Here is a 22,694-nt window from a genome sequence, read left to right on the forward strand (position 1 = left end):
ATGGGGTAGAAGTTCGCAGCTTCCGGTGACAGATAAAGGAAAAAACCTCGGGAGCTGAACGTTGATTTCAGGGGTAAATCTCGGGTGTTCGAAGGGGGTGGAAGAAGCGTTTGGAGTGGGGTTTGCGTCGAGGTTTTCCTGAGCGGGCTGGAGCGCCCGACGGGTCGTTGATACGCGGCGCCACATGACAGAACGACGAACCCGAGGATGGAGAGGTTTGGGCTCGGGTGAGGGTCGGGGCAGTGAAAAAATCTGAAGGCTTGAGCCAGGCAGGCCGCGAAGCTTTTACTGCACCAGTTGATTGATCTCGATGATCGGCAACAGCACAGCCATCACAATCACCAGCACCACCGCGCCCATGACCACGATCATCAGCGGCTCAAGCAGTGCCGTCATGCCCATGGCCCGACGCTCGATGTCGCGGGACAGGGTTTGCGCGGCGCGCTCAAGCATCGGCGGCAGGCAACCGGTTTTTTCGCCACTGGCGATCAGGTGGATCAGCACCGGTGGAAAGACCTTCTCCACTCGCAGCGCCGCCGCCAGGTTGACCCCTTCGCGCACCCGCGCCGTGGCGTCGTTGACACTCAGGCTCAGCCGGTCGTTGGACAGGGTTTGCCGCGCCGCCTCCAGTGCCCGCAACAACGGCACCCCGGCGCCGCCGAGAATCGCCAGGGTCGAGGCGAAACGCGCGGTGTTGAGGCCCAGCACAAACCGCCCGATCAGCGGCAGGCGTAGAATCCGGCTGTGCCAGTTGAGCCGCGCCAGCGGATTGCGCAAATACAGGCGCCAACCCCAGAAACCGCCGGCCATGAGCGCAAAACACAACCCGCCCCAGGCCCGAATGAAGTCGCTGGCATTGAGCATGGCCAGGGTCAGCCCCGGCAGGTCCTGGCGCGCCTGGGAAAACGCGCTGACTACTTGAGGCACCACGTAACTGAGCAGAAAGATCACGATGGCAATCGACACCAACCCCACCACGCCCGGATAAATGAACGCGGTGAGGATCTTGCCCCGCAGGTTGTTGCGTTCCTCGATGTAGTCCGCCAGGCGCTCCATGACCTGAGCCAGGTCGCCCGACTCCTCCCCTGCCGCAATCAACGCCCGGTAGATTTCCGGAAAGTCCCTGGGCCGCGCCGCCAGCGCTTCGGCCAGCCGCATGCCGCCACGCACATCGGCGCGCACGGCGCTGAGGGTCTGGGCAATGTGCTTGCGCTCGGCCTGCTCCACCGTGGCGCTGAGCGCCGCTTCCAGCGGCAGGCTGGCACCCAGCAGGCTCGCCAGTTGCCGGGTCGCCCAGGCGAGATCGTTGTCTGTCAGTTTCGGACTGAACAGCCCGGCACCGTTGCCGGACGACACGTTGCTTTCCAGTTGCACCAGCAGCGCGGTCAGTCCACGCCCGCGCAGCACGCCGAACGCGGCGCTCTGGCTGTCGGCTTCCAGGTGCCCGGATTCAATCTTGCCGAGGGCGTCGGCGGCTTCGTAGCGATAGCGATTCATCAGGCGTCCCGTGTCACACGCAGAATTTCTTCAGGGGCGGTGGCGCCGCTGCGCACCCAGCGTTCGCCGTCTTCGCGCATGCTCAACATCCCGGCCGAACGCGCCGCCGCCCGCAACGCCTGCTCACCCGCGCCTTCATGAATCAAGGTGCGAATGTCGTCATCGATGCAAAACAGCTCGTGTATGCCAGTGCGGCCGCTGTAACCGGTGTGATTGCACGCCGCACACCCGACTGGCCGCCAGGTTCCGGGGGCCGCCGGGTCCGGTTGCTTGCACTGCGCACAGAGCCGCCGTACCAGCCGCTGCGCCAACACGCCGAGCATCGATGAGGCGAGCAAAAACGGCTCGACGCCCATGTCGATCAAGCGGTTGACCGCTGACACCGCATCGTTGGTGTGCAGGGTCGCCAGCACCAGGTGCCCGGTGAGCGAGGCTTGCACGGCTATTTGTGCGGTTTCCAGGTCACGGATCTCACCGATCATGATGATGTCCGGGTCCTGCCGCAGAATCGCCCGCAGCGCCAGGGCGAAAGTCATGTCGATCTTGGCGTTGACCTGGATCTGGCTGATCCCCGGCAAGTCGTATTCCACCGGGTCTTCAACGGTGAGGATGTTGCTGGTGCTGGCGTCCAGCCGTGCCAGCGCCGCGTAGAGGCTGGTGGTTTTGCCGCTGCCCGTGGGGCCGGTGACCAGCACAATGCCGTGGGGCTGGCGGATCAAGGTGTCGAGTTTGGCCAGCACCTGCGGCTCCATCCCCAGGGTTTCCAGCTGCAGGCGCCCGGCCTGTTTGTCGAGCAAGCGCATCACCACGCGTTCGCCGTGGCCGGTGGGCACCGTCGACACCCGAATATCGATGGGCCGCCCCGCCACACGTAGCGCGATGCGGCCGTCTTGGGGCAGGCGTTTTTCAGCGATGTCGAGTTGGGCCATGATCTTGATCCGCGACACCAGCGCCGCGTGCAATGCCTTGCGCGGCGAAACCACGTCACGCAGGGTGCCGTCGACGCGATAGCGCACCACTGAATGGCTTTCATAGGGTTCGATGTGAATGTCGCTGGCCTCGTCCCGCGCCGCCTGGGTCAGCAAGGCGTTGATCATGCGGATCACCGGCGCGCCGTCCTGGGTGTCCAGCAGGTCGGTGATTTCCGGGATGTCCTGCATCAGTCGGTCAAGGTCGACCTCGCTTTCCGCCGCGCCGACCACCGCCGCCGCGCTGCCGGTGTCCGCGTAGGTGCTGTTGAGCAGCCCGTCGAGTTCTTCTTCGCGCACCTGCTCCAGCCGCGCCGGACCGAACTGACGGCGCACTTCACTGATCGACCAGCCCGGTGTCGAGGGGCAGATACTCAGCACCGCGCCCTCTTCCCCCTGACGCAAGACGATCCGTTGCGCCTTGGCCCAGGTGTAAGGCAAGGCGCTCATGGCTTGATCTCCCCAACGCCTGTGGCGAGGGAGCTTGCTCCCGCTGGGCTGCACAGCAGCCCCAGCCCCTTCAACCCTGTTCTTTCAGACACACCGTGCATTCCGGATTTTCGGGTGCTTCGCCCCCGAGCGGGAGCAAGCTCCCTCGCCACAGGAATGTATTTCACCGCGAAGTCGTGTTTCATAACTGTGATCCCGGCTGGATCGGCACTGCTTTGATCGTCGCCCGCGGCCCCGAAGTCGGCACACCCAGCGCCGCGGCCGGCAATTGCGGCGCCTGCATGTCCGGCATTGCCCAACTGCGTTCCGGTTGCAGGCCGCCCTGGGCACGGCGCATGAAATCGTAGCGGTTCAGGGTCACGCTGCGCCCCGCCGCGCTGTCGCGGATGATGTACGGGCGCAGAAACACCATCAGGTTGGTTTTGGTGATCGAGCGTTTCTCGTTGCGAAACAGCGCGCCGATGCCCGGAATGGTCGACAGCCACGGCACCGCCTCGTTGCTCTGGTTGTAACCGTCTTGCAGCAGGCCGCCGAGCACCATGATCTGCCCGTCGTCGAGCAGGATGCTGGTGTCGATCGCACGCTTGTTGGTGACCGTGCCGCCCGTCAGCGAGGCGCGCCCATCGACGCTGCTGACTTCCTGATAGATGTCGAGCTTGACCGTACCGCCCTCGGAAATCTGCGGCCGCACATTGAGCTTCAACCCTACTTCTTCACGCTGGACCGTCTGGAACGGGTTATTGCTGTTGCCCCCGCCCCCGGTCACATAGCTGCCGGTGACAAACGGAATGGTCTGGCCAACGAAGATGCTCGCGGCTTCGTTGTCCAGGGTCAGCAGGTTCGGCGTCGACAGCACGTTGGTGCCGCCCTTGCTCTTCAAGGCATGGGCCAGCACTTTGAGGTCCAGCACTTTGCCGATACCGGGAATGTCCACGGTGCCATTGACCAGCCCCAGGCTCAGGCCGCCGGGCAACACGTCGATGCTGGTCTTGCCGCCGGGTCTGAGCCCCGTGCCGCCCAGGTTCGCCCCGCCGATCACGCCGTTACCGCCCAGGTTGCCGGTTTGCCACTGCACGCCGAATTCGCTCGCATCGTCTTCGCCGACTTCAACGATCAGGCTTTCGATCACCACTTGGGCGCGGCGCTGGTCGAGCATGTCGATCACTTCACGCAGGTTGCGGTACAGCGGGTCCGGTGCGGAAATCAGCAAGGTGTTGGTGGTGGCGTCGGCCTGGATCGTCACCCCGCCCGCGCTGAACGCGACGTTCTGATCGTTCTGCTGACCGCCACCGGACTGACTGGCGGACGAACCCGCGCCCTGACCATAACCGCTGCTGCCAGTGCTACTGCTGCTGGTGGACGTGGCACTGCCCGACTGACTCGACCCTTGGCCGTTCTGGCTGCTACCGCTCATGCCGCTTAACATTGCCCGCGCACCATCGCTGGTGCCACTGTCGCTTTCCCCCGTGAGCAAGCCGCGCAGCGACTGTGCGAGTTTGCCGGCCTGGGCGTTGCGCAGGTACACCACGTGCAGGTTGCTCGGGTTGTTCTGGGCGTTGTCGAGTTTGTAGATCAGGTTGCGCGCCAGCTCCGTGCGCTCCGGGCTGCCGGCACGAATGATGATCGAGTTGGAACGCGGATCGCCCACCACACTGATTTTCTGGGTCTGGTCGGTGCCCTGGTTTTCCAGCAACTCGGCGACCATCCCGGCAATGTCCACGGCAATTCCGTTTTGCACCGCCACCACGTCAGTGTCGATGGCGCTCGGGGTGTCGATGCCGTCGATGATCTGCGCCACCCGTTGCAGGTTTTCCGCGTAGTCGGTGACGACGATGGTGTTGTTGCCCGGATAGGCGTTGATCGGGTTGTTCGGTGAAACGATGGGCCGCAGCACCGGAATCAGGTTCACCGCGTTTTCGTATTGCAGGCGGAACGTGCGAGTGAGCATGCCGTTGCCGGCCGGTTTGTCGGCGCTGTAGATCGGCCCACCCAGCAACTTGGCATCCGCCTCCGGCACAACCTGCGCCACCCCGCCCACATCCACCACGCTGAAGCCCTGCATGCGCAGCGCTGCCAGCAACATGTCGTAGGCCTGATGGGCCGGCACCTGACCTTCGGACACCAGGGTCAGGTTGCCTTTGACCCGTGGGTCGACCAGAAACTGCTGGCCGGTGGAGCGGGACAACGCGCGCACCACGGCTTGAATGTCGGCGTCGACAAAATTCAGTTGCACCGGTTGATCGCCCAACGGATGAGGGGCCGGTGTGGTGTTGCGTGACGCAACCGCGTTGCGGCCGGGCGTGGTGATCGGATGTTGCACGCGGGGCTTTTGTTCAAGCTGAGCCTGGGTGCGCTGCCGATCCGCCGCCGACTCGCTGCTGCGCTGGGTGTTGGCCAGCGGCACGCCCAGTTCGCTGTCCACCAGCAACGGCGGCGGGTTCGGCGCAGGGCCGTTGCTGCACGCGCCCAGCGCCAACAGCAATAACGGCGCGGCCTTGCGGCACCAGCGCGGGTGTTTGGAAACGGACTCCTTCATGAAGCTTCCTTAGCGCCAGGCGCCTGATCCATGCGAACGGTTCCCGACAGAGTGCCTGCCGTGTCATCGAGTTCGGCCGCGCCCGCGCGTTGCAAACGGGCCTCGACCACTTCCAGCGAAAATTGCCGGGGATTGCCCAGCAGCCAACCCACCACCGCATCGGCCGGGGCAGCCTCGAAACTGAGGAGCCAGACGTCGGGCCGTGATGCGTCAGGCGGTTGCAATTGGTAGTGCCCTTCCAGGCCACTGACGTGCAGGCTCTGACGCAGGGTTTGTTCGAGGTTCTGGCCAGCGGCCGGTGCCGCAACGTCACGCAGCAACAGCTCCAATACCTGGGCCTGGGAACGCAGCTTGGGCGTTTCGGCCTGCCAGTAATCGAGGGTCTTGAGCGGTGGCTGAATCAGCAGCAACCAGACCAAAAGCCCGCCCAGTAACGCTGCGCAGCCCAGCAGCAGGCGTTGGTCACGCGGGGTCTGACTTTTCCAGAACTGCTGGCCTTGACTCCACAATCGCTGACCGCGCACACGGTAAACGGTCCATGACGGCTTATTCATTGTCCGCTCCGTTGTCATTGTCTGTGTCGTTCGCCGCGCTGCCGGACGGCACACGCAGGGTCCAGCCATCGTCGCTGGCCGTGGCTTCAAAACCGGCCTGGGCCAGGCTCGCCTGCCAACCGTTGTCCGCCGCCACTTTGCGGCTGTCGGGCAGCAGGTTCAGCTGCAACTCAGCGTTTTCGAACACCAGCCGCTGCACACTGGCGACCATGAACGGCATGGCGAGACCGGCCTGTTGCACCAGGTTGCTGAAACGCTGCGCCGGGTCGGCGACGCCGCCCGCCTGGCGGGCCGTCAGTTGTTGGCGAGCCTGCTGCAAGGGATTGAGAATGACCGGCAGTTCCGGAAACGCCTGCTTCACTCGCTGGCTCATCTGCGTTTTGAGTTGCTGCCCCTCATGGGCGGCGCGGGCGGCATAGAGGTTCAGGCCCAGCGTCCAGACCACCAATGCCACGGCGCACAACGCAGCCGCCCGGCCCCAACCGGGTTGGGCGGCTGCACGGTTCTGCACCCCGGTGTGCAAGCCCCATCCGGGGGGCTGCCCTGTCCAGCGTTGGCTGCCTGGCAGTGCGGCGTGTAATGTGTGCGGCGCACCGTCGCCGATCCACTGCACCGCCGAGCCGGTCATCAGCAGCAAGTCATTCAGTGCCTGATCGACAATCGGGTGCACCGCCGCGTGCTGCATGCCGTATCGCACCAGTAAATGTTCAGCCTGCACACACGCTACCGGCATGGCGTGTACCGGCAAGGCATACGCCGCTGGGTACACGCCGCGCAGCTTCAATCCGGCATCGCGCAGCCGTTGCCCCAAACACTGCAGCGACTCGCGAGGCAACCAGCCGATTTGCACCTTGCCGTCCTCATCGCGTGGGCCATGGGCGACACACATCTGCCCGCTCGCACCGAGGATCAGCGCCTCGGCCGCGCACTGCACCGCCGCGCTGATTTTCGCCGCGGGCAACGGCGGCAACTCGATACTCGCCAACAGGCTGTCCTGTGGGTGCAAGTAACACTCGACGGCGACCGGTTTGGCGGTCTTGCCGAGTTGCGCCAGGGTGCTTTGGCCTTCTCGACTGACCTGGCCTAGACGATCCAGCCAGGCATAGTCCACCAGGCTGTCGAGCGTCAGTTCATCGAGTGCCGGTAACGCCACGCGCAAGCGAGTCATACGCCCACCCGCGCCCAAATCACCTCGGGCAACCGGTCCTGGCTGCGGTGCAGCAGTGCGCTGAGGCTGACCCGGCGTTGATCGCTGCGCGACTGACCGCTCAAATGAAACCAGTCACTGGTGATGCCCACCTTGATGCTGTCCAGGTTCAATTCCGGCAGACGCAGGCGATTGACGAAGTCACCGCGATTGATAAACCACTGCCCGCCATCACGTTCGGTCGCCAGCGCCTGAGCCCGCTGTACCGAAAGACCGGGCACATACGCCGCCAGCACTGGCGCGCTGGCCGTGTTGCCGTTGAGCCAGGTGTTGGCCGGAAGAATGGTCACGTAGGGCGTCATTTTCGCCAGCAATTCGTCACTCATGCCCTCGACGCTGCGCAAGTCGTCCAGGCTGCGCAACATCGGCTGTGTGGGCGGCAGGGGTTTACGCGCGGCCGAGGGCGAGGTAGTGCGACCGCTGTCGAAACCGACCTTGACCGGCGTCCGGTCCGCCAGTTCCGGGTTCAATAGCCGTGGGTAGGCGCTGATGACCCGCTGGCTGATGCGTTGGCCCAGGCTGTGGCTGACACCGATCAGCTCACACAAACGTTCAAAAATTCGCTGCTGTTCATGATCGATGCGCTCGTTGGCCACCAGGTTGCGCAGGTTGAATTTGCCCTGTTCATCCATCAGCCGCCCTTCAAAAGCCCCCCCGCGCTGACTCAGGCGCTGCGCCACGATCGGTTGCGCCCACGGCTGGTCGAGCCGCGTCAGGGGGTCCCGCTGGCGGGCGTCCCATAGCAACTGTCGGCTGATCTCGACCCCACCCTGCAACAGCCAGGCGCCTTGCACCCGCAACTGTTCGGCCTCAAGGCTGCGGGTGAACACGGTCTGACGCGTGAGCATGCCGCCGGCAATCACCGCCACCACCGCCGCGATCAACAGCGCGCTGATGATCGCCATGCCCCGTTGTTGCGTCGAACCCGGCGCATCGCCGTGGATGCTCACCCTCAGAGCTGCCAGGAGCCGATGTCGGCACTCACGCCGTCGCCGTCGGGCTTACCGTCGGCGCCCAGGGAAAACACGTCGACTTCGCCATTGGCGCCTGGGTTGAGATAATTGTAGGGGCGGCCCCAAGGGTCGTTGGGCAAGCGGTCGAGGTACGAACGCCAATTGCTGTTCTTGGCGTCTGCCGGGCGCTCCACCAGCACTTTCAAACCCTGGTTCATATTCGGGTAAGTGCCGTGGTCCAGACGGTAAAGCTTCAACGCCTGCATCAGGCCGCCGATGTCCTGTTTCGCCGCCGTGGCCCGCGCCTGATCGGGCCGGTCGAGCACCTTGGGCACCACCATCGCCGCCAGAATTCCGAGGATGACCACCACCACCATGATCTCGATCAGGGTGAAACCTTGTTGTCCACGAGGCCCACGGCGTGGGGTTCTGTTGCGCGCGATATCCATCTCGACATTCCTTGGCTTGATTGAATCGACGCGCAGTGTTGCAAGAAGATATGTCAGTGGTATTGAAAATCCTCGGGAGGATTGGTCGCCATTCGGTCAAGCCGGGCAGGTAGTCTCAAGCGCTCTATTACGGTCCCGAGCAGCTGATGTCAGCCCCCCGAAAAGAAGCCGGTTTCACCCTGATTGAAGTGCTGGTGGCGCTGGCGATCATCGCCGTGGCCATGTCCGCCGCAGTGCGCGTGGCAGGCTTGATGACGCAGAGCAACGGCCTGCTGCGGGACAAGTCGCTGGCACTGCTGGCCGCTCAAAGCCGCATGGCGGAGCTGCGTCTGGAAGGTCGTTTTGCCCTGGGCATGAAAGCCTTCGAGTGCGATCAGGGCCGCTTGCTGTTGCGCTGCGAGCAAACCATCAGCCCGGCTGAAAACGGCGCGCTGTTGAAGGTCAATGTCCGGGTACTCGAGCGCAGCCACGAGGCCCCGCCGCTGGCGCAACTGGATACCTTGCTCAGCCGCCCGGCACCGAAGAAAAACCCATGACCCCCTTCATTCGCGGGTCAACACCGGAAGAAACGGCGAATCCGGCAACTTGCTGACCGTCAGCCGGGTCTTCTCGCTGCCGCGTTCGATCATCACTCCATCGCCCTCGATAGACAGCAATCGAACACCCTGGCTCAGGGCCTCGCCGGCCAGAAAGCTGCGCGGCAGGCCGTCGTTCAGGCTGAGAATCGCCACCGCCCCGCGCGCCCCGGCCATCACCCCGCTGACCTTGATATCGACCTGCGCCGGACGGTTGGAAAACCATTGCAACGCCGGATTGTCCGAACGCACGGCGAGCCTTTCAGGGGGCGCGTCCGGCGTGTGGGACTCGGCGGAGGTCAGCAGTAACGACCAGGTCATCGCGCCAGCCAGTGCGGCCAGCAGCGCCAGCGCCTGGACGATTTTTGGGGCAGAGAGTTGTTCGGGCAGTTGCATGGGGTGGATCTCCTTTTCCGGGGTGGCGCGCACGACCACGACTTCACGTCACCCTACTCTGCAATTCTCACGTTTTTATTTCACACGCCCATCATCTTTGCCGTGCATGCTGAAAATGACGCAAAGGAGCGCGCAACCATGGATAGCCACACGCAACACGGCTTCACCCTGATCGAATTGATGGTGGTGCTGGTGATCATCGGCATCGCCAGTGCGGCGATCAGCCTGAGTATCAAACCCGACCCGCTGAACCTGCTGCGCAAGGACGCTGACCGACTCGCCCAATTGCTCCAGGTGGCCCAGGCCGAAGCGCGAGCCGACGGTCGGCCGATCAGTTGGAAGGCCGATGCCAAGGGCTTTCGCTTCAGCCGCCAGAACGACGACGGCCAGGGTGTCGAGCACTTCAAGGACGATCCGCAACTGCGGCCTCGTGCCTGGCAAAGCCCGGCGATGGAGGTGCGCATTGAACCCAAACAGCCGCTGGTGCTGAACGCCGAGTGGATCAACCCACCCCTGGAGATTCGCCTCTCGGACGGCCAGCATCGCCTGAACGTCCAACGCAGCGCGGCCGGTCAGGTGACGGTCCAATGAGCGCCCGGCAAACAGGTTTCACCCTGATCGAAGTGATGGTGGCGATCATGCTGATGGCGATTGTCAGCCTGATCGCCTGGCGTGGTCTGGACAGCGTGACCCGCGCCGACACGCATTTGCAGGCCAGCAGCGAGCAGACCGAGGAACTGTTGCGCACCTTGAATCAGCTGGAGCGCGATGTCGCCTTGCGCGCCGGTATCGAACTGGTCGAACCGCGCCGGCCCGGTACCGAAGCAGAACCGTCCGAGGCACCACCGGCCGTGACCGTGCGCAGCGCCGAAGGCAAGGGCTTTCGCCTGGACCTGATCCGCACCTCCGCGCAATCGGAGGGCGGTTTGCAGCGCGTGCGCTGGTGGCTCAAGGGCGACACGCTGTACCGCGCCGCAGCCGAGGCCCGCAGCCACTACCCGTTGCCGGCGCCCGCCCAGGGAGTGGCCGTGCTGGGCCAGGTGACCTCGCTTGAATTAAGGGTGTGGGACGCCGACAAAGGCTGGCGGCGCTTGAGCGGCAATCGCAAGGAAAACCCGCCGGGGATCGAAATCAGCCTGACACGCCAGACACCTCAAGGTGTCGAGCACTATCGGCAAGTGTTGGGACCGTTGGACTGAGCCCTTCAGTGGTGACCTAACTCAGCACCACCACCCCGCCCGGCAACTCGGTGCACTTGACGCCATAGGCATCACGAATCAACAACGCCACACCTGCCAGTTGATCAAGCCGAAAGCGAGCCTGAACCTTGCGCTGGCCCACGTCCTTGTTGAGCAACAACAACATCCCCGGCCGGTAACGATTGATCTCTTCGATCACCGTGACCAGCGTCGCATCGTTGAACACCAGCACCTGTTGGCGCCATGCCATCACCGCTGACGTGTCGACCGCCTGCGGTGCACCGATGCCATTGGCGTCATACGTCAGTTGCTTGCCGCTTTCCAGAAGAACACTGCGCCCCTGCACATCCACCGTCAGCGAACCTTCGATGCACGTCACGCAGACATTTTGGTCGGTGTTGCGCAGGTTGAAACGTGCGTGTGCGGCGCTCAACCAGCCCCCGGCGGCCTCGACCCTGAGCGGCGTCTGACTGCGCGCCCGCACCTCGACCTCGCCACTGACCAACTCCAGCCCTTCACCGCCACCGGCCAACGTACGGCGGCTGATGCGGGTCTGGGTGTTGAGCTCCAGGCTCACGCCATCGGCCAGATCGACGCGGCGTTGCTCACCGACTTCAGTGCGGTAGTCCGCCCCCAGCCCGGCAAAGCCGCCAGGCACCGTGGCGCGCACCACAAAGAACGCGGCCGAGGCTGCAATGGCCCCGCCCAGGAACGCCCGTCGACCAAAGGAGCGTGGTCGGGCACGCGGCTCAACCTGCTCGGCGGCCGGTTTCAAGCAATGCCATAACGCCTTGCCATCCTCAAATGCCTGGGCGTGTTCCGGGCTTTGCTCGCACCATTGGCGCAACGCTCGTGCATCGGCCGCCGTGGCCTGGCCCGAGGTCAAGAGGATCAACCAGTCCCGGGCTTCGCCCTGCAACTGAACCTGGCGCGTTGCCCGTGGGTTGGAAATGCTAAAAATATTCAAGCGCGCACGTACTCACGGATTTGTCTGGACTCTGCTAACAAGACGGTTTTCCCGCACCGGGACCGAACCGTTGAATCACTTTTCTTTCCAGGCGCGTGGCGCAGTGGCCAAGGGCGGCCTTGAGTTCTTTTTCGACCATCCGTGTCGAGATCCCGAAACGCCGGGAGATTTCCAGGTGCGGCGCCTCCTCCAGGCGCGCGGCGATGAAGATCTTGCGACGCCGCGCCGGCAGTTCATACAGCGCACTGAGCAAGGATTGGATGTCCTTCTGGCCGCCGACCACCCGTGCCGGGTCCAGCGTGTCATCGCCCACGTGCAACAGTTCCTCGACTTCGCTGCCGGTCAGCAATCGCGCATCGGACTGGCGTCGGTCGGCCGCAATGTTCAAGGCCATGCGATAGAGGTAAGCATTGGGTTGGCTGAGGTTCAGCGGTTCTTCCATGCGGTCGACCCGCAGGTAGGTTTCATGCAGGACATCATTGGCCAGGTCCTCGGAGCCAAGGCGTCTTCGCAGGCGCACCTTGAAATCGTCATAGGACGTCAGGAACAGCCTGACCATCGCGCTCTGTCCGGTGGTTTTCATGCCCCCCAGGTTCCCTCTTGTTGTGTGCATTCCATGCGTTTTCCTGATGAGTCGGGTAGCAGAAGCAACGTGACCGGCTGACGCAGTGAACTGGGCGCCGAGCGTTGAACCTTCAAGTGCTGCAAACTTTTCACCAACGCGCCATCGCGCTGTACATCACCGGTAGAGCTGATCAACCGACTGTGCTGAACCGTGCCATCGCGGCCGATCCACAGCTGCACCAAGGCCCGAAAGCTGCCGGGGCGGGTCAGTGGCGAACGGCACAACGTGCGTTCGATGGTCTGCTGGATCGCGGCGGCGTAACTGCTGTCCGTCCACTCGTTGTTGCGGGTGGTCGATCCGCTGGGCAAAGGCCGATCTTCAACCTGAGCCACTTGCAGGGTGAAAGCATCCGCACGGGTGTAGCGCGCCATCAAACCGCTGCCGGTGAGCAGGACTTTCAGGGCATCGGTAGCGGCAAAGCGACCCTTGACCGCCACCGAGCGTCGGCCACGGGTCAATTCGCGATCCACCAACACCGCCATGGCGGTCGAACGGCTGAAGGCTTCAAGCGCCGGTGCGAGCTCCTGCGCTGGAATGTCCAGTTCGATCATCGCCACCGCCCTTGCGGGCAGCGCGGCCCAGCCCATCAGCCAGAGCATCAGCGTCCATGCGCCGTACCGGCGGGTCCGATGAAACCGTCCAAAAACGCCCTCGACTCGCCCTCGCTGCACGGCTGACGTTTCCCTGAAAACCGTCATCCTGAGGGCTGTTTATGAACCTGACATGACAGTCACTGCAAAAAAACCATCACCCGCCATCAAAGCGCCATGCACTAGACTCAGGCACCAGCGGCCCCCACCCTGCGGGCCGGCCAGGAGGTCACGGATGAAACCTTTCAGCACGCTTGCCGCATGCCTGCTGCTGATCAGCGCCCTGCCCTCGGCCCATGCCGAGGAAGCGAAAGAGGGCTGTGTGGAGGTCAGCGTCGATGGCTACAAGGCACCCGACTACAAATGCCTGAGTCAGCAGATGGGCAACGCCGAAGGCAATACGGCCAGCCAGAAAAATCAGCAGGCGATGCAGGTGCCGATCAACAAACGGCCGCCGAATCAGGTTGGCCTGGCCACACCGGCAGCCACCAGTACCCGCATGGGCAACACATTCGGCAGCTCGGTCAAACCCCAACGGCCAGTGCCGTAGTTCAATCGGTTGAGCACTCGGCCATTGATCGTGGCCACGCCACTGAATGGCAACGGCCGAAAGCACCACAAAATTATCGATCCACTCCACGAAAAACCCGGGGGCGAGTACCCTTGCACGACTTTCAACAGGCCACAGCCTTCAGGATTCATGCATGGAACTTCATGTCGTCATCAAAGGCCGCAAGGACCTGGCCGAGCAGCTCTATCAGCAGTTGCGGGGTGCCATCGAGTCCGGGCGGCTGGCGGTCGGTACCCAGTTGCCGCCCAGTCGCCTGCTGGCCGAACAGTTGGGGGTTTCACGCAAGACCGTGTCCGACACCTACACCTTGTTGACCTATGAAAACTTCCTGGTCGGCAAGATTGGTCGCGGCACCTTTGTCAACGCGCGCTCGGCCAAGGTTGAACGCAAGCAGACCGGTGCAGACCTGGCCTGCGCCGCCAGCCTGGAAAAATGGCAAACCCTGCCATCGCCCCTGCGCCACCCGACGCAGGAAGGCATGCAACGCTATGAATTCATCGGTGGCGCCACGCGCAACCCATTCCCCCATGAGCAATGGCGCCGCTGCACTCAAGACGCCTTGCGGCGTATGGCCCTCACGGGCGGGTTTTACAGCCAACCCGAAGGCCTGCCGGCCCTGCGAGCAGCCATTGCCGGGCACGTGGCGTTTTCCCGTGGCGTGGTCTGCCAGGACGACGACATCGTGGTGTGCAACGGTGCGCAACAAGCGCTCGACCTGATCGCCCGCGTGGTGATTGAACCCGGCAGTATCGTCGCCATGGAAGATCCCGGCTACACCCCGGCACGTTTGCTGTTCGCCGCCCAGGGCGCGCACGTGGTGGGCGTCCCGGTAGACGCCGAAGGTATTCAGGTGGCGTTGATTCCCGAAGGCACGCAGCTGATTTATGTCACCCCGTCGCACCAATTCCCTCTCGGCATGCCGATGAGTGCCGCGCGGCGCGAAGCCTTGCTGACGCGTGCCTTGAGCCTGGGCGCAATCGTTATCGAAGACGACTATGACAGCGAATTCCGCTACGAAGGCCGCCCCACTGACTCATTGCAAAGCATGGACACCCGGGGCCTGGTCGCCTACGTCGGCACCTTCTCCAAAACCCTGCTGCCGGAACTGCGCCTGGGCTACGCCGTGCTGCCACCTGCAATCCGCAATGCGGTGATCAAAGCCAAGCAACTGACCGATTGCCACACCTCGACCCTGCCGCAATGGGCACTGGCCAAGTTCATCAGCGAGGGTTATCTGCTCAAGCACATTCGCCGCTGTCACACCGTGTACGCCGGGCGCCGCGAACGAATACTCAAGCGCCTGCACGGCGATCTTTCACCGTGGCTTGAAGCGGTGCCCACCATCGCCGGTTTCCACATGGCCGCGCTGTGCAAGGTCCCGGTCGATGTGCCGTTGTTGATCGAGCGGGCGAAGCACGTCGACGTCGGCCTCTATCCGCTGGACGGGTTCTACTTCGACACACCGGTCCAGAACGGTTTGTACTTCGGTTTTGGCGCCATCGAAACCCTGGACATCGACCCCGCACTGGACAAGGTTCGCGACTTGCTCACTCAAATCGCCTGATTGGTTCGGCGGTTTTCCGGCCGATTGGCTATTGGTCCACCTCACGCCAGGGCTTAGGGTGAATAAACCGATCACACAAGGCCCCTCCCATGAATGCACTCAAGTTCGCCACGTCGACCCTGACAGGTCTGGCATTACTGGCATTACTGGCGTCACTCAACGCCTTTGCCCACGACCCGGTCTACGGCAAGGAAAAGCTTAACGTGCTGCAAGAGCATCAACTGAGCAACGTGCCCGGCAAGAAAGTCATGATGCTCACCGTCGACTACGCACCCGGCCAGGCCACCGTCCCTCACATGCACGAGGGTTCGGCCATGGCCTATGTACTGGAGGGCGAAATAACCTCCCAGGTCAACGATGAAAAGGCCATCACCTTTAAGGCCGGTGAATCCTGGTACGAAGCGGCCGGCTCCCGACATCCGGTATCGGAGAACGCCAGTCAGAGCAGGCCGGCGAAGTTGTTGGTGTTCATGCTGATGGATAACAAGGATGAAGTGCTGACACCGTTGAACCAGTAGCGATCAACGATCAACCCTCCATCGGTGCCCAGATGCAAAAAAAAGCCCCGTATCTCTCGATACGGGGCTTTGTTTTTTTACCGCTCAATCAGTCAATCAGACGACCGATTGACCGCTCAACGCCAGGTCCAGCAGTTCACGGTTGGCCACCGCGTACATGGCGTAGTCGGTGCCGCTGGCGGCACGGATGTCCACCAGCATGGCGCGCCAGCGCTCGACCATGTTCTGGTTCTGCTCCATCCACAGCGCCAGACGCGCTTCTACGTCTTGCTCACCCTCGCCCATTTGCAGGACCGAGATGGTGATCGCCCGTTGCTGCCAGTCGATGTCATCACGGAACGCTTCACGGGCCAGCGCTTGCCAGTTGTTTTCCACCGGCAAGGCGCTGATCTGTTGCAGGTACCAGGTCAGGTCCAGCGCGCTGCCCACGGCGAAGTACGCCTTGGCCACGTCCGCTGCGTTCTGACCGGTAACGTCGGCCGCTTCGATAATCGGCAACAGGGTGTACAGGTGAGTGGTGCCTGCAACCATGCGCGCCAGCAACTCGGGTACGCCCGCCGCAACGTAAGCCTGATAACGGGTCTGCCAGCCTTCGCGGGTCGGGCCTTCCAGCAGTTCGTCGAGCTTGAGGCCCAGCGCTGCCAGATGTGGACCGAAGTGTGCGACGTCGCGGGCAGCGTTCTGCTCGTTACGACGGCTGCGCAGGAACCAGCGCGTGGCACGACGGCCCAGGCGCATCAGCTCATCCATCAACTCCAGTTGCACGTCGGCGGAGACCTGGTAGTCCAGGGCTTCAATCTGACGGAACCAGTGCGGGAGGTGGAAGATGTCACGCACGATCACGTAGGCACCGGCCACGTTCGCCGGGCTCATGCCGGTCGACTCTTTGAGTCGTTGCACGAACGTGATGCCCATGTGGTTGACCAGGTCGTTGGCGATCTGGGTGCTGACGATCTCGCGCTTCAGACGGTGACGACGCATGGCTTCGGAGAACTTGCTCACAAGCATCGGCGGGAAAGCAGTTTCCATGTCGCGGGTCAGGTAGTCGTCGTCCGGCACTTGCGAGTTGAGCAGTGCTTCCTTGAGGTCGATCTTGCTGTAGGAGATCAGCACCGACAGCTCGGCACGGGTCAGGCCATGGCCTGCCGCAACGCGCTCGTTGAGTTGATCTTCCGACGGCAGGAACTCGATGGCACGGTCCAGCTTGCCGCGGCCTTCCAGGTCGTTCATCAGACGTTTGTATTCGGCAATCCGCACGAAGGCACGGCGAGCCGCCAGGGACAGGGCCTGGGTCTGCTTGTAGTTGTTGCCCAGCACCAGGCCGCCGACTTCATCGGTCATGCTCGCCAGCAACTGGTTACGTTGCTTGTCGGTCATGTCGCCAGCGTGCACGACTTCGTTCAGCAGGATCTTGATGTTTACTTCGTGGTCGGAGCAGTCCACACCACCGGCGTTGTCGATGAAGTCGGTGTTGGAACCGCCACCATTGAGGCCGAATTCGACACGACCCAGTTGGGTCATACCGAGGTTACCGCCCTCGCCCACGACTTTGCAGCGCAGTTCGTTGCCGTTCACGCGCAGTGCATCGTTGGCCTTGTCGCCGACATCGGCGTGGCTTTCGCTGCTGGCCTTGACGTACGTACCGATACCGCCGTTCCACAACAGATCCACAGGCGCCTTGAGCAAGGCGTTCAGCAGTTCGGTCGGGGTCAGCTTGTCGGCCTGAATGTCGAAGCGCTCTTTCATCTGCGGGGAAATCGCGATGCTTTTCGCGCTACGGGAGAAGATCCCGCCGCCTTCGGACATGATGCTGGTGTCGTAATCCGACCACGCCGAACGCGGCAGGTCGAACAGACGCTGACGCTCAGCGAAGCTGTTGGCAGGCTGCGGGTTCGGGTCGATGAAAATGTGCAGGTGGTTGAACGCGGCAACCAGTTGCAGCGTGTTCGACATCAGCAAACCGTTGCCGAACACGTCACCGGCCATGTCGCCGACGCCCACGACAGTGATGCTGTCTTCCTGGACGTTGATGCCACGCTCGCGGAAGTGACGCTGTACGCCCACCCACGCGCCTTTGGCGGTGATGCCCATTTTCTTGTGGTCGTAACCGGCCGAGCCGCCCGAAGCAAAGGCGTCGCCCAGCCAGAAGCCGTAGTCGATGGCGATGCCGTTGGCGATGTCGGAGAAGGTCGCGGTACCTTTGTCCGCTGCCACCACCAGGTACGGGTCGTCATCGTCGTGGCGAACCACGTTCAATGGCGGAACCAGCGCGCCGTCTTTCAGGTTGTCGGTAATGTCCAACAGCCCCGAAATGAAGATGCGGTAGCAGGCGATGCCCTCGGCCGCGATCTCGTCACGGCTGCCACCCAGTGGCAGACGACGCGGCAGGAAGCCGCCCTTGGCGCCCACCGGCACGATGACCGAGTTCTTCACTTGCTGGGCTTTTACCAGGCCCAGGACTTCGGTACGGAAGTCTTCTTCACGGTCGGACCAGCGCAGACCGCCGCGCGCAACGTTGCCGAAGCGCAGGTGCACGCCTTCGACGCGTGGCGAGTAAACGAAGATTTCGAACTTCGGCACAGGCTTCGGCAGCTCTGGAATCAAGTGCGGGTTGAACTTGAAGCTGAAGTAGGACTTGTTATGACCGTTGGCGTCGGTCTGGTAGAAGTTGGTCCGCAAGGTCGCCTTGATCAGGTCCAGGTAGCGACGCAGGATCCGGTCTTCGTTGAGCACCTGAACATCGTCCAGCGCGCTCAGGATCGCGTGTTCCAGACGTTGCTGCTTGTCGTCCAGGTCGTCGCTGGTCAGCTTGCGTGCCAGATAGAAGCGGGTCTTGAACAACCGGGTCAGTTCGCGAGCGATGTCGGTGTGGTTGTTCAGGGTGCTGGCGATGTAGCCCAGGTCGAAGCCCAGGCGAATCTGCTTCAGGTAACGGGCGTACGCACGCAGCAACGCCACGTCGCGCCATGGCAGGCCGGCGGTCAGTACCAGGCGGTTGAACGCATCGTTTTCGGCATCGCCGCGAACGATGTGGACGAAAGCGTCCTGCAGGGTGTCGTTGAGTTGCTGGATGTCCAGGTTCAGGCCTTCAGCGGCGGTGAACGCAAAGTCATGGATCCAGAATTCGCGGCCATTGCTGTGGCGCAGGCGATACGGGAACTCGCCCAGCACGCGCAGGCCGAGGTTTTCCAGGATCGGCAGGACGTCGGACAACGCCAGCGGGGTATCGGCGTGATAGAGCTTGCAGTGCAGCAGTTGCTGACCGGTGCTCTGGGCCAAAGGCTGGTAGAAGCTCATGACCAGCGGATTGGCTTCCGAAAGGTTCAGCAGGTGCTGCATGTCGACGACGGCCGAATGCGCAGCGAAACGCTCGCGGTAACCGGCCGGGAAGCCTTTCGGGAAGTCGGCCAGCACGTTGGTGCCGTGGGCTTCGCCGAAGCTCTCGACCACCAGGCTGGCGTAGTCGTCCTGCCAGCTGCGGCAAGCCTGCACGACTTCTTTTTCCAGCAGCAGCGGGTCGATGTCCAGACGGTTCTTCGGGTCAACCCGCAGAATCAGTTGCACACGGGCCAGCACGGACTCGGAGAAGAACGTCCAGAACTCGCAATCGCTGGCTTTCAGGCGATCCATCAGCACTTGCTGGATCTTCTGGCGCACTTCGGTGGAGTAGATGTCGCGCGGCACGTAGGCCAGGCAGTAGCAGAAGCGACCGTACGGGTCTTTGCGCAGGAACACGCGGATCTTGTTGCGCTCCTGGATCTGCACGATCGACATCACGGTGCTGAACAGTTCGTCGACCGGGGTCTGGAACAGGTCGTCACGCGGCAGCACTTCAACCACCTGCGCCAGTTCCTTGCCCAGGTGAGCCTTGGCCTGGAAGCCGGAACGGCGTTCGATTTCCTCGACCTTGCGGCGGATGTACGGAATGACCCGCACGCTCTCGCCATACACCGAAGAGGTGTACAGGCCCATGAAACGGCATTCCTTGACGACTTTGCCGTTGGCGTCGATTTCACGGATCGACACGTAGTCCGGGTAGGCCGGACGGTGTACGCGACTTGGGTGCGCAGCCTTGGCGAACGACAGCAGCGTCGGTTCGCGCAGGTAGTTCACAGCGTAGTCTTCAATGCGCAGGTCGTCGGCGGTGAGGCCGGCGCGCAGCAATTTGGTCAGGCCCAGGAACGACTTCTGGTCGTACTCGATGTGGCCGCCGTCGGCTTCATCACGCACCACAAACTCTTCGTAGCCCAGGAACGTGAAGTGGTTGCCCACGAGCCACTCGAGGAAGCTCTTGATCTCGGCTTTTTCATCGCCATCAACGGCGAACTTGCTGTTGTCCAGGCCAGCCAGGATTTCCTGGACCTTGGCTTTCATCGGCTCGAAATCGGCGACCGCGACGCGGACTTCACCGAGAACCTGTTCCAGCTCCTTGCTCAGGACATTGAGTTCGGCCGCGTTGGCGCAACGGTCGATTTCCAGGTACATCAGCGATTCTTGTTGAATGCCTTCGCCCTGGGTGCCTTTTGGCAGGATTTCCAGCAGCTCGCCCTTGCTGCCGCGACGCACGCTCAGCACAGTGGTTTGCAGGGTATGGATGCTGTAACCGCGACGGTTCAGCTCGGTACGTACCGAGTCCACCAGGAACGGCAAATCGTGGTGCAGCACTTCGATCGCGGTGTGCGTCGACTGCCAGCCGTGGCGTTCGTAATCAGGGTTGTACACGCGCACTTGCGGTTGCGCATGGTCAAAGCGCTCAAGCAGGCGCCAGGCAGAAAGTGTGCAGCCGGCGAGGTCGGACAACCGGCGCTGGGTCAGTTCATCAAGGGAAATAATGCCGAAGAATTGTTCAGCGAACAGCGCCACTTGTGGCAGTGCCTGTTCACTGATGTGCTGCGCCAGTGCCGCTTGCAGTTGGTGCTGGAAGTCGGCTTTGCTGGCTGCGGTGAAGAACGCCATCTGTGGTACTCCGCTTGGGCTTGTTATTGATGGAAGCGTCGCGTGCAAAACCCCTTGCGGGGCAACCCGTCACCCTGGCTGGCCTACGGTAGCCGACACAGGGTGACAAGGTGGTGAAGCTGGACGAGACACTCAGGTCACATTCACCTTCCTTGAGGGGACATCCGCAAAGACAACGGGTGAAACGGGCAGCGTCACGGTCTTTGCGGGTGTCCATCCGTTGCGCAGCTTAACGAGTGCGGCAAGGCCGGTGCTTGCGATGCTGCGACATATTCGGTCATCGGCACGTAACTCACGGGATATGCATCGGACAACCCTAGCAGTCTCGCAGGAGAAATGCGGTTTTATCGCCGGTTTTGCAGTACTTTCGTACCAGAAATGACCAGCAGGCCTCTTTGTGTTCGCACACACTTTCAGACACACATCCGAGCAGAAATTCCCTCGCACTGGCAGAATTGCATTTTGCCTGCCAACAGCGCGCCCAGCGCCAGGATTTTCACCATGCAACTGACCACCGCCCACCTGATCGCCAACCCGTGCGACGACGAAGAAGACAACATGGCCATGCTGTGCTGTCACAGCGCGCAGGGCGACATGTTCCTGATGACGCGTTACCCGGACGAGGACGAGCTGGAGATTACCCTCGATGGCGAGCCGTCCACCCTGGACGGCGTAAAAGTCACCCTCAGCCCTACCCGCCTGCTGATCGAAATCGCCGCCGCTGACGCCGATGCGCTCAATGGCGATGATTCGCTGGAAATCATTCACAACACCGATGCCTCGGACTTGGCTGAAGTCGAAGAAACCCTGCAGAACATCCTCAAGGGTACTGGCACCTATATAAGCCAGCTCTAAGCCACGGAACCTCCGGTGCCTGAACCGGCCTCATCGCGAGCAAGCTCGTTCCCACACTGGAATTGTGCCGGATGCAAAATTTGCATCCGCAGGAGATCCCTGTGGGAACGAGCTTGCTCGCGATGAGGCCCGAGAGATCTACACCCCACCCCCGTACTACGAATTTCAAACAATATCGCCAAGCAATTCCCGCACTTTGCGCAAAATGCCGTTAGTCGCCACCCCCCGCGATGGATTAAAGTAACGCCCCCGGCCCTGGCGTTATTCGTACGCCTGCGCTCAGCCTTTCCAGGAACACTCATCGATGGAACATCGTGAAGCGCTGCTTGCGCTGCGAACCTTTCTTTCAACGCAGATTCTCGGCCAGGAAAAACTCATTGAGCGATTGCTCATTGCCCTGCTCGCCGATGGCCACATGCTCGTTGAAGGCGCTCCGGGCCTGGCCAAGACCAAGGCCATCAAAGAGCTGGCCGAAGGCATCGAGGCGCAGTTCCATCGCATCCAGTTCACGCCTGACCTGTTGCCAGCCGACATCACCGGCACCGAGATCTATCGCCCGGAAACCGGCAGCTTCGTGTTCCAGCAAGGCCCGATCTTCCACAACCTGGTGCTGGCCGATGAAATCAACCGCGCCCCGGCCAAGGTCCAGTCGGCCCTGCTCGAAGCCATGGGCGAGCGCCAGGTCAGCGTCGGGCGCAGCACTTATGAGCTCTCGCCGTTGTTTCTGGTGATGGCCACACAGAACCCGATCGAGCAGGAAGGCACCTATCCGCTGCCCGAAGCGCAACTCGACCGTTTCCTGATGCACGTCAAAATCGGCTTCCCCGATGCTGCCGTCGAGCGGCGAATCCTGCAACAGGCCCGTGGCGAAGCGCTGAACGGCGAAACCAAGCCCGAACGCAGGATCAGCCAGCAGGCAATTTTTGCCGCACGCAAGGAAATCCTCGGTTTGTACATGGCCGACGCCGTGGAGGAATACCTGGTGCAATTGGTCATGGCCACTCGCACACCGGCCAAGTTCGACCCGGAAATGGCCGAGTGGATCGCCTATGGCGCCAGCCCTCGTGGCTCGATTGCCCTGGACCGCTGCGCACGCGCCCACGCTTGGTTGGCCGGCCGCGACTTCGTCAGCCCCGAGGACATTCAGGCCGTGCTGTTCGATGTGCTGCGCCACCGCATCATTCTTTCTTTTGAAGCCGAAGCTGCGGGCATCGACCAGGACCGGGTGGTCCAGCGGATCCTCGACGTCGTAGCTGTCGCTTGA

Annotated in this window: 20 protein-coding genes; 8 read left to right on the forward strand and 12 right to left on the reverse strand. The window is 62.4% G+C overall.

The features are described from left to right. Positions 1 to 285: 285 nt before the first annotated feature. The 7 genes from gspF to gspG all read right to left on the reverse strand — a co-directional run bounded on the left by gspF (position 286) and on the right by gspG (position 8,614). Positions 286 to 1,497: a type II secretion system inner membrane protein GspF gene (gspF, locus tag AABM54_RS14105; protein ID WP_347900593.1), complete on the reverse strand. Its 1,212-nt coding sequence runs from the start codon at positions 1,495 to 1,497 to the stop codon at positions 286 to 288. Then, positions 1,497 to 2,915 (reverse strand): type II secretion system ATPase GspE, encoded by a 1,419-nt coding sequence (gspE, locus tag AABM54_RS14110; protein WP_347900595.1) that lies wholly within the window; start codon positions 2,913 to 2,915, stop codon positions 1,497 to 1,499. Before gspE ends, gspF begins: the two co-directional genes overlap by 1 nt. Before the next feature lie 181 nt (positions 2,916 to 3,096). Continuing rightward, the gene (gene gspD, locus AABM54_RS14115; RefSeq protein ID WP_347900597.1) at positions 3,097 to 5,451 is read right to left on the reverse strand and encodes a type II secretion system secretin GspD; all 2,355 of its coding nucleotides are present in this window, start codon (positions 5,449 to 5,451) and stop codon (positions 3,097 to 3,099) included. After that, on the reverse strand, positions 5,448 to 6,005 hold the full coding sequence (gene gspM / locus AABM54_RS14120; protein WP_347900599.1) for a type II secretion system protein GspM: 558 nt from the start codon (positions 6,003 to 6,005) through the stop codon (positions 5,448 to 5,450). Before gspM ends, gspD begins: the two co-directional genes overlap by 4 nt. Next, positions 5,998 to 7,173 carry a type II secretion system protein GspL gene (gene gspL, locus AABM54_RS14125; protein WP_347900600.1) on the reverse strand — a complete coding sequence of 392 codons (1,176 nt, stop codon included), beginning with the start codon at positions 7,171 to 7,173 and terminating at the stop codon, positions 5,998 to 6,000. Before gspL ends, gspM begins: the two co-directional genes overlap by 8 nt. Beyond that, positions 7,170 to 8,117 carry a type II secretion system minor pseudopilin GspK gene (gspK, locus tag AABM54_RS14130; protein WP_347906202.1) on the reverse strand — a complete coding sequence of 316 codons (948 nt, stop codon included), beginning with the start codon at positions 8,115 to 8,117 and terminating at the stop codon, positions 7,170 to 7,172. Before gspK ends, gspL begins: the two co-directional genes overlap by 4 nt. 47 nt (positions 8,118 to 8,164) lie before the next feature. Then, positions 8,165 to 8,614, reverse strand: coding sequence for a type II secretion system major pseudopilin GspG (gene gspG / locus AABM54_RS14135; RefSeq protein WP_347900601.1), 450 nt, complete (start codon positions 8,612 to 8,614; stop codon positions 8,165 to 8,167). A gap of 146 nt (positions 8,615 to 8,760) precedes the next feature. Between gspG and gspI the strand changes: the two genes are divergently transcribed. Next, positions 8,761 to 9,150 (forward strand): type II secretion system minor pseudopilin GspI, encoded by a 390-nt coding sequence (gspI, locus tag AABM54_RS14140; protein ID WP_347900603.1) that lies wholly within the window; start codon positions 8,761 to 8,763, stop codon positions 9,148 to 9,150. 6 nt (positions 9,151 to 9,156) lie between these two features. Here the strand turns inward: gspI and AABM54_RS14145 are convergent, their stop codons facing one another. Then, positions 9,157 to 9,585, reverse strand: coding sequence for a type II secretion system protein N (locus tag AABM54_RS14145; protein WP_347900604.1), 429 nt, complete (start codon positions 9,583 to 9,585; stop codon positions 9,157 to 9,159). A gap of 138 nt (positions 9,586 to 9,723) precedes the next feature. On the opposite strand from AABM54_RS14145, the gene gspH reads away from it, so the two are divergent. Both gspH and AABM54_RS14155 read left to right on the forward strand, forming a co-directional pair. Then, entirely contained in the window at positions 9,724 to 10,176 is a 453-nt protein-coding gene (gene gspH / locus AABM54_RS14150; protein ID WP_347900605.1) for a type II secretion system minor pseudopilin GspH, read from the forward strand. Further along, positions 10,173 to 10,784 (forward strand): type II secretion system protein GspJ, encoded by a 612-nt coding sequence (locus tag AABM54_RS14155; protein ID WP_347900606.1) that lies wholly within the window; start codon positions 10,173 to 10,175, stop codon positions 10,782 to 10,784. The genes gspH and AABM54_RS14155 overlap by 4 nt, the downstream gene beginning before the upstream one ends. Before the next feature lie 16 nt (positions 10,785 to 10,800). Here AABM54_RS14155 and AABM54_RS14160 read toward each other — a convergent pair whose 3' ends face one another. Genes AABM54_RS14160 through AABM54_RS14170 form a run of 3 tightly spaced genes read right to left on the reverse strand, consistent with a single transcriptional unit; the run spans position 10,801 to position 12,975 of the window. Then, on the reverse strand, positions 10,801 to 11,751 hold the full coding sequence (locus AABM54_RS14160) for a FecR family protein (RefSeq protein ID WP_347900607.1): 951 nt from the start codon (positions 11,749 to 11,751) through the stop codon (positions 10,801 to 10,803). A 34-nt stretch (positions 11,752 to 11,785) separates the two neighbouring features. Next, positions 11,786 to 12,334, reverse strand: coding sequence for an RNA polymerase sigma factor (locus AABM54_RS14165; RefSeq protein ID WP_347900608.1), 549 nt, complete (start codon positions 12,332 to 12,334; stop codon positions 11,786 to 11,788). Next, on the reverse strand, positions 12,331 to 12,975 hold the full coding sequence (locus tag AABM54_RS14170) for an STN domain-containing protein (protein WP_347900610.1): 645 nt from the start codon (positions 12,973 to 12,975) through the stop codon (positions 12,331 to 12,333). The genes AABM54_RS14165 and AABM54_RS14170 overlap by 4 nt, the downstream gene beginning before the upstream one ends. A 226-nt stretch (positions 12,976 to 13,201) precedes the next feature. Here AABM54_RS14170 and AABM54_RS14175 point away from each other — a divergent pair, with 226 nt between their 5' ends. From AABM54_RS14175 to AABM54_RS14185, 3 genes are all read left to right on the forward strand, one after another. Next, positions 13,202 to 13,516, forward strand: a complete 315-nt coding sequence (locus tag AABM54_RS14175) for a hypothetical protein (protein WP_347900612.1) — start codon at positions 13,202 to 13,204, stop codon at positions 13,514 to 13,516. Positions 13,517 to 13,670: 154 nt separating this feature from the next. Beyond that, positions 13,671 to 15,101, forward strand: coding sequence for a PLP-dependent aminotransferase family protein (locus AABM54_RS14180; RefSeq protein ID WP_347900613.1), 1,431 nt, complete (start codon positions 13,671 to 13,673; stop codon positions 15,099 to 15,101). 89 nt (positions 15,102 to 15,190) lie between these two features. Continuing rightward, entirely contained in the window at positions 15,191 to 15,619 is a 429-nt protein-coding gene (locus AABM54_RS14185) for a cupin domain-containing protein (RefSeq protein ID WP_347900614.1), read from the forward strand. 96 nt (positions 15,620 to 15,715) lie between these two features. Here AABM54_RS14185 and AABM54_RS14190 read toward each other — a convergent pair whose 3' ends face one another. Next, complete coding sequence (locus AABM54_RS14190) at positions 15,716 to 20,575, reverse strand: NAD-glutamate dehydrogenase (RefSeq protein ID WP_347900615.1); 4,860 nt, start codon at positions 20,573 to 20,575, stop codon at positions 15,716 to 15,718. A 501-nt stretch (positions 20,576 to 21,076) separates the two neighbouring features. Here AABM54_RS14190 and AABM54_RS14195 point away from each other — a divergent pair. After that, positions 21,077 to 21,430, forward strand: coding sequence for a hypothetical protein (locus AABM54_RS14195; RefSeq protein ID WP_347900616.1), 354 nt, complete (start codon positions 21,077 to 21,079; stop codon positions 21,428 to 21,430). A 304-nt stretch (positions 21,431 to 21,734) separates the two neighbouring features. Next, positions 21,735 to 22,694, forward strand: a complete 960-nt coding sequence (locus AABM54_RS14200) for a MoxR family ATPase (RefSeq protein WP_007925774.1) — start codon at positions 21,735 to 21,737, stop codon at positions 22,692 to 22,694.

Source organism: Pseudomonas purpurea (genome assembly GCF_039908635.1).
Taxonomy (GTDB): Bacteria; Pseudomonadota; Gammaproteobacteria; order Pseudomonadales; family Pseudomonadaceae; genus Aquipseudomonas; species Aquipseudomonas purpurea.

Excerpts from the sequence above, each read along its gene's own strand:
- gspF (WP_347900593.1), bottom strand. The coding sequence starts at position 1,497 with ATGAATCGCTATCGCTACGAAGCCGCCGACGCCCTCGGCAAGATTGAA.
- gspE (WP_347900595.1), bottom strand. The coding sequence starts at position 2,915 with ATGAGCGCCTTGCCTTACACCTGGGCCAAGGCGCAACGGATCGTCTTG.
- gspD (WP_347900597.1), bottom strand. The coding sequence starts at position 5,451 with ATGAAGGAGTCCGTTTCCAAACACCCGCGCTGGTGCCGCAAGGCCGCG.
- gspM (WP_347900599.1), bottom strand. The coding sequence starts at position 6,005 with ATGAATAAGCCGTCATGGACCGTTTACCGTGTGCGCGGTCAGCGATTG.
- gspL (WP_347900600.1), bottom strand. The coding sequence starts at position 7,173 with ATGACTCGCTTGCGCGTGGCGTTACCGGCACTCGATGAACTGACGCTC.
- gspK (WP_347906202.1), bottom strand. The coding sequence starts at position 8,117 with ATGGCGATCATCAGCGCGCTGTTGATCGCGGCGGTGGTGGCGGTGATT.
- gspG (WP_347900601.1), bottom strand. The coding sequence starts at position 8,614 with ATGGATATCGCGCGCAACAGAACCCCACGCCGTGGGCCTCGTGGACAA.
- gspI (WP_347900603.1), top strand. The coding sequence starts at position 8,761 with ATGTCAGCCCCCCGAAAAGAAGCCGGTTTCACCCTGATTGAAGTGCTG.
- AABM54_RS14145 (WP_347900604.1), bottom strand. The coding sequence starts at position 9,585 with ATGCAACTGCCCGAACAACTCTCTGCCCCAAAAATCGTCCAGGCGCTG.
- gspH (WP_347900605.1), top strand. The coding sequence starts at position 9,724 with ATGGATAGCCACACGCAACACGGCTTCACCCTGATCGAATTGATGGTG.
- AABM54_RS14155 (WP_347900606.1), top strand. The coding sequence starts at position 10,173 with ATGAGCGCCCGGCAAACAGGTTTCACCCTGATCGAAGTGATGGTGGCG.
- AABM54_RS14165 (WP_347900608.1), bottom strand. The coding sequence starts at position 12,334 with ATGAAAACCACCGGACAGAGCGCGATGGTCAGGCTGTTCCTGACGTCC.
- AABM54_RS14170 (WP_347900610.1), bottom strand. The coding sequence starts at position 12,975 with ATGCTCTGGCTGATGGGCTGGGCCGCGCTGCCCGCAAGGGCGGTGGCG.
- AABM54_RS14175 (WP_347900612.1), top strand. The coding sequence starts at position 13,202 with ATGAAACCTTTCAGCACGCTTGCCGCATGCCTGCTGCTGATCAGCGCC.
- AABM54_RS14180 (WP_347900613.1), top strand. The coding sequence starts at position 13,671 with ATGGAACTTCATGTCGTCATCAAAGGCCGCAAGGACCTGGCCGAGCAG.
- AABM54_RS14185 (WP_347900614.1), top strand. The coding sequence starts at position 15,191 with ATGAATGCACTCAAGTTCGCCACGTCGACCCTGACAGGTCTGGCATTA.
- AABM54_RS14190 (WP_347900615.1), bottom strand. The coding sequence starts at position 20,575 with ATGGCGTTCTTCACCGCAGCCAGCAAAGCCGACTTCCAGCACCAACTG.
- AABM54_RS14195 (WP_347900616.1), top strand. The coding sequence starts at position 21,077 with ATGCAACTGACCACCGCCCACCTGATCGCCAACCCGTGCGACGACGAA.
- AABM54_RS14200 (WP_007925774.1), top strand. The coding sequence starts at position 21,735 with ATGGAACATCGTGAAGCGCTGCTTGCGCTGCGAACCTTTCTTTCAACG.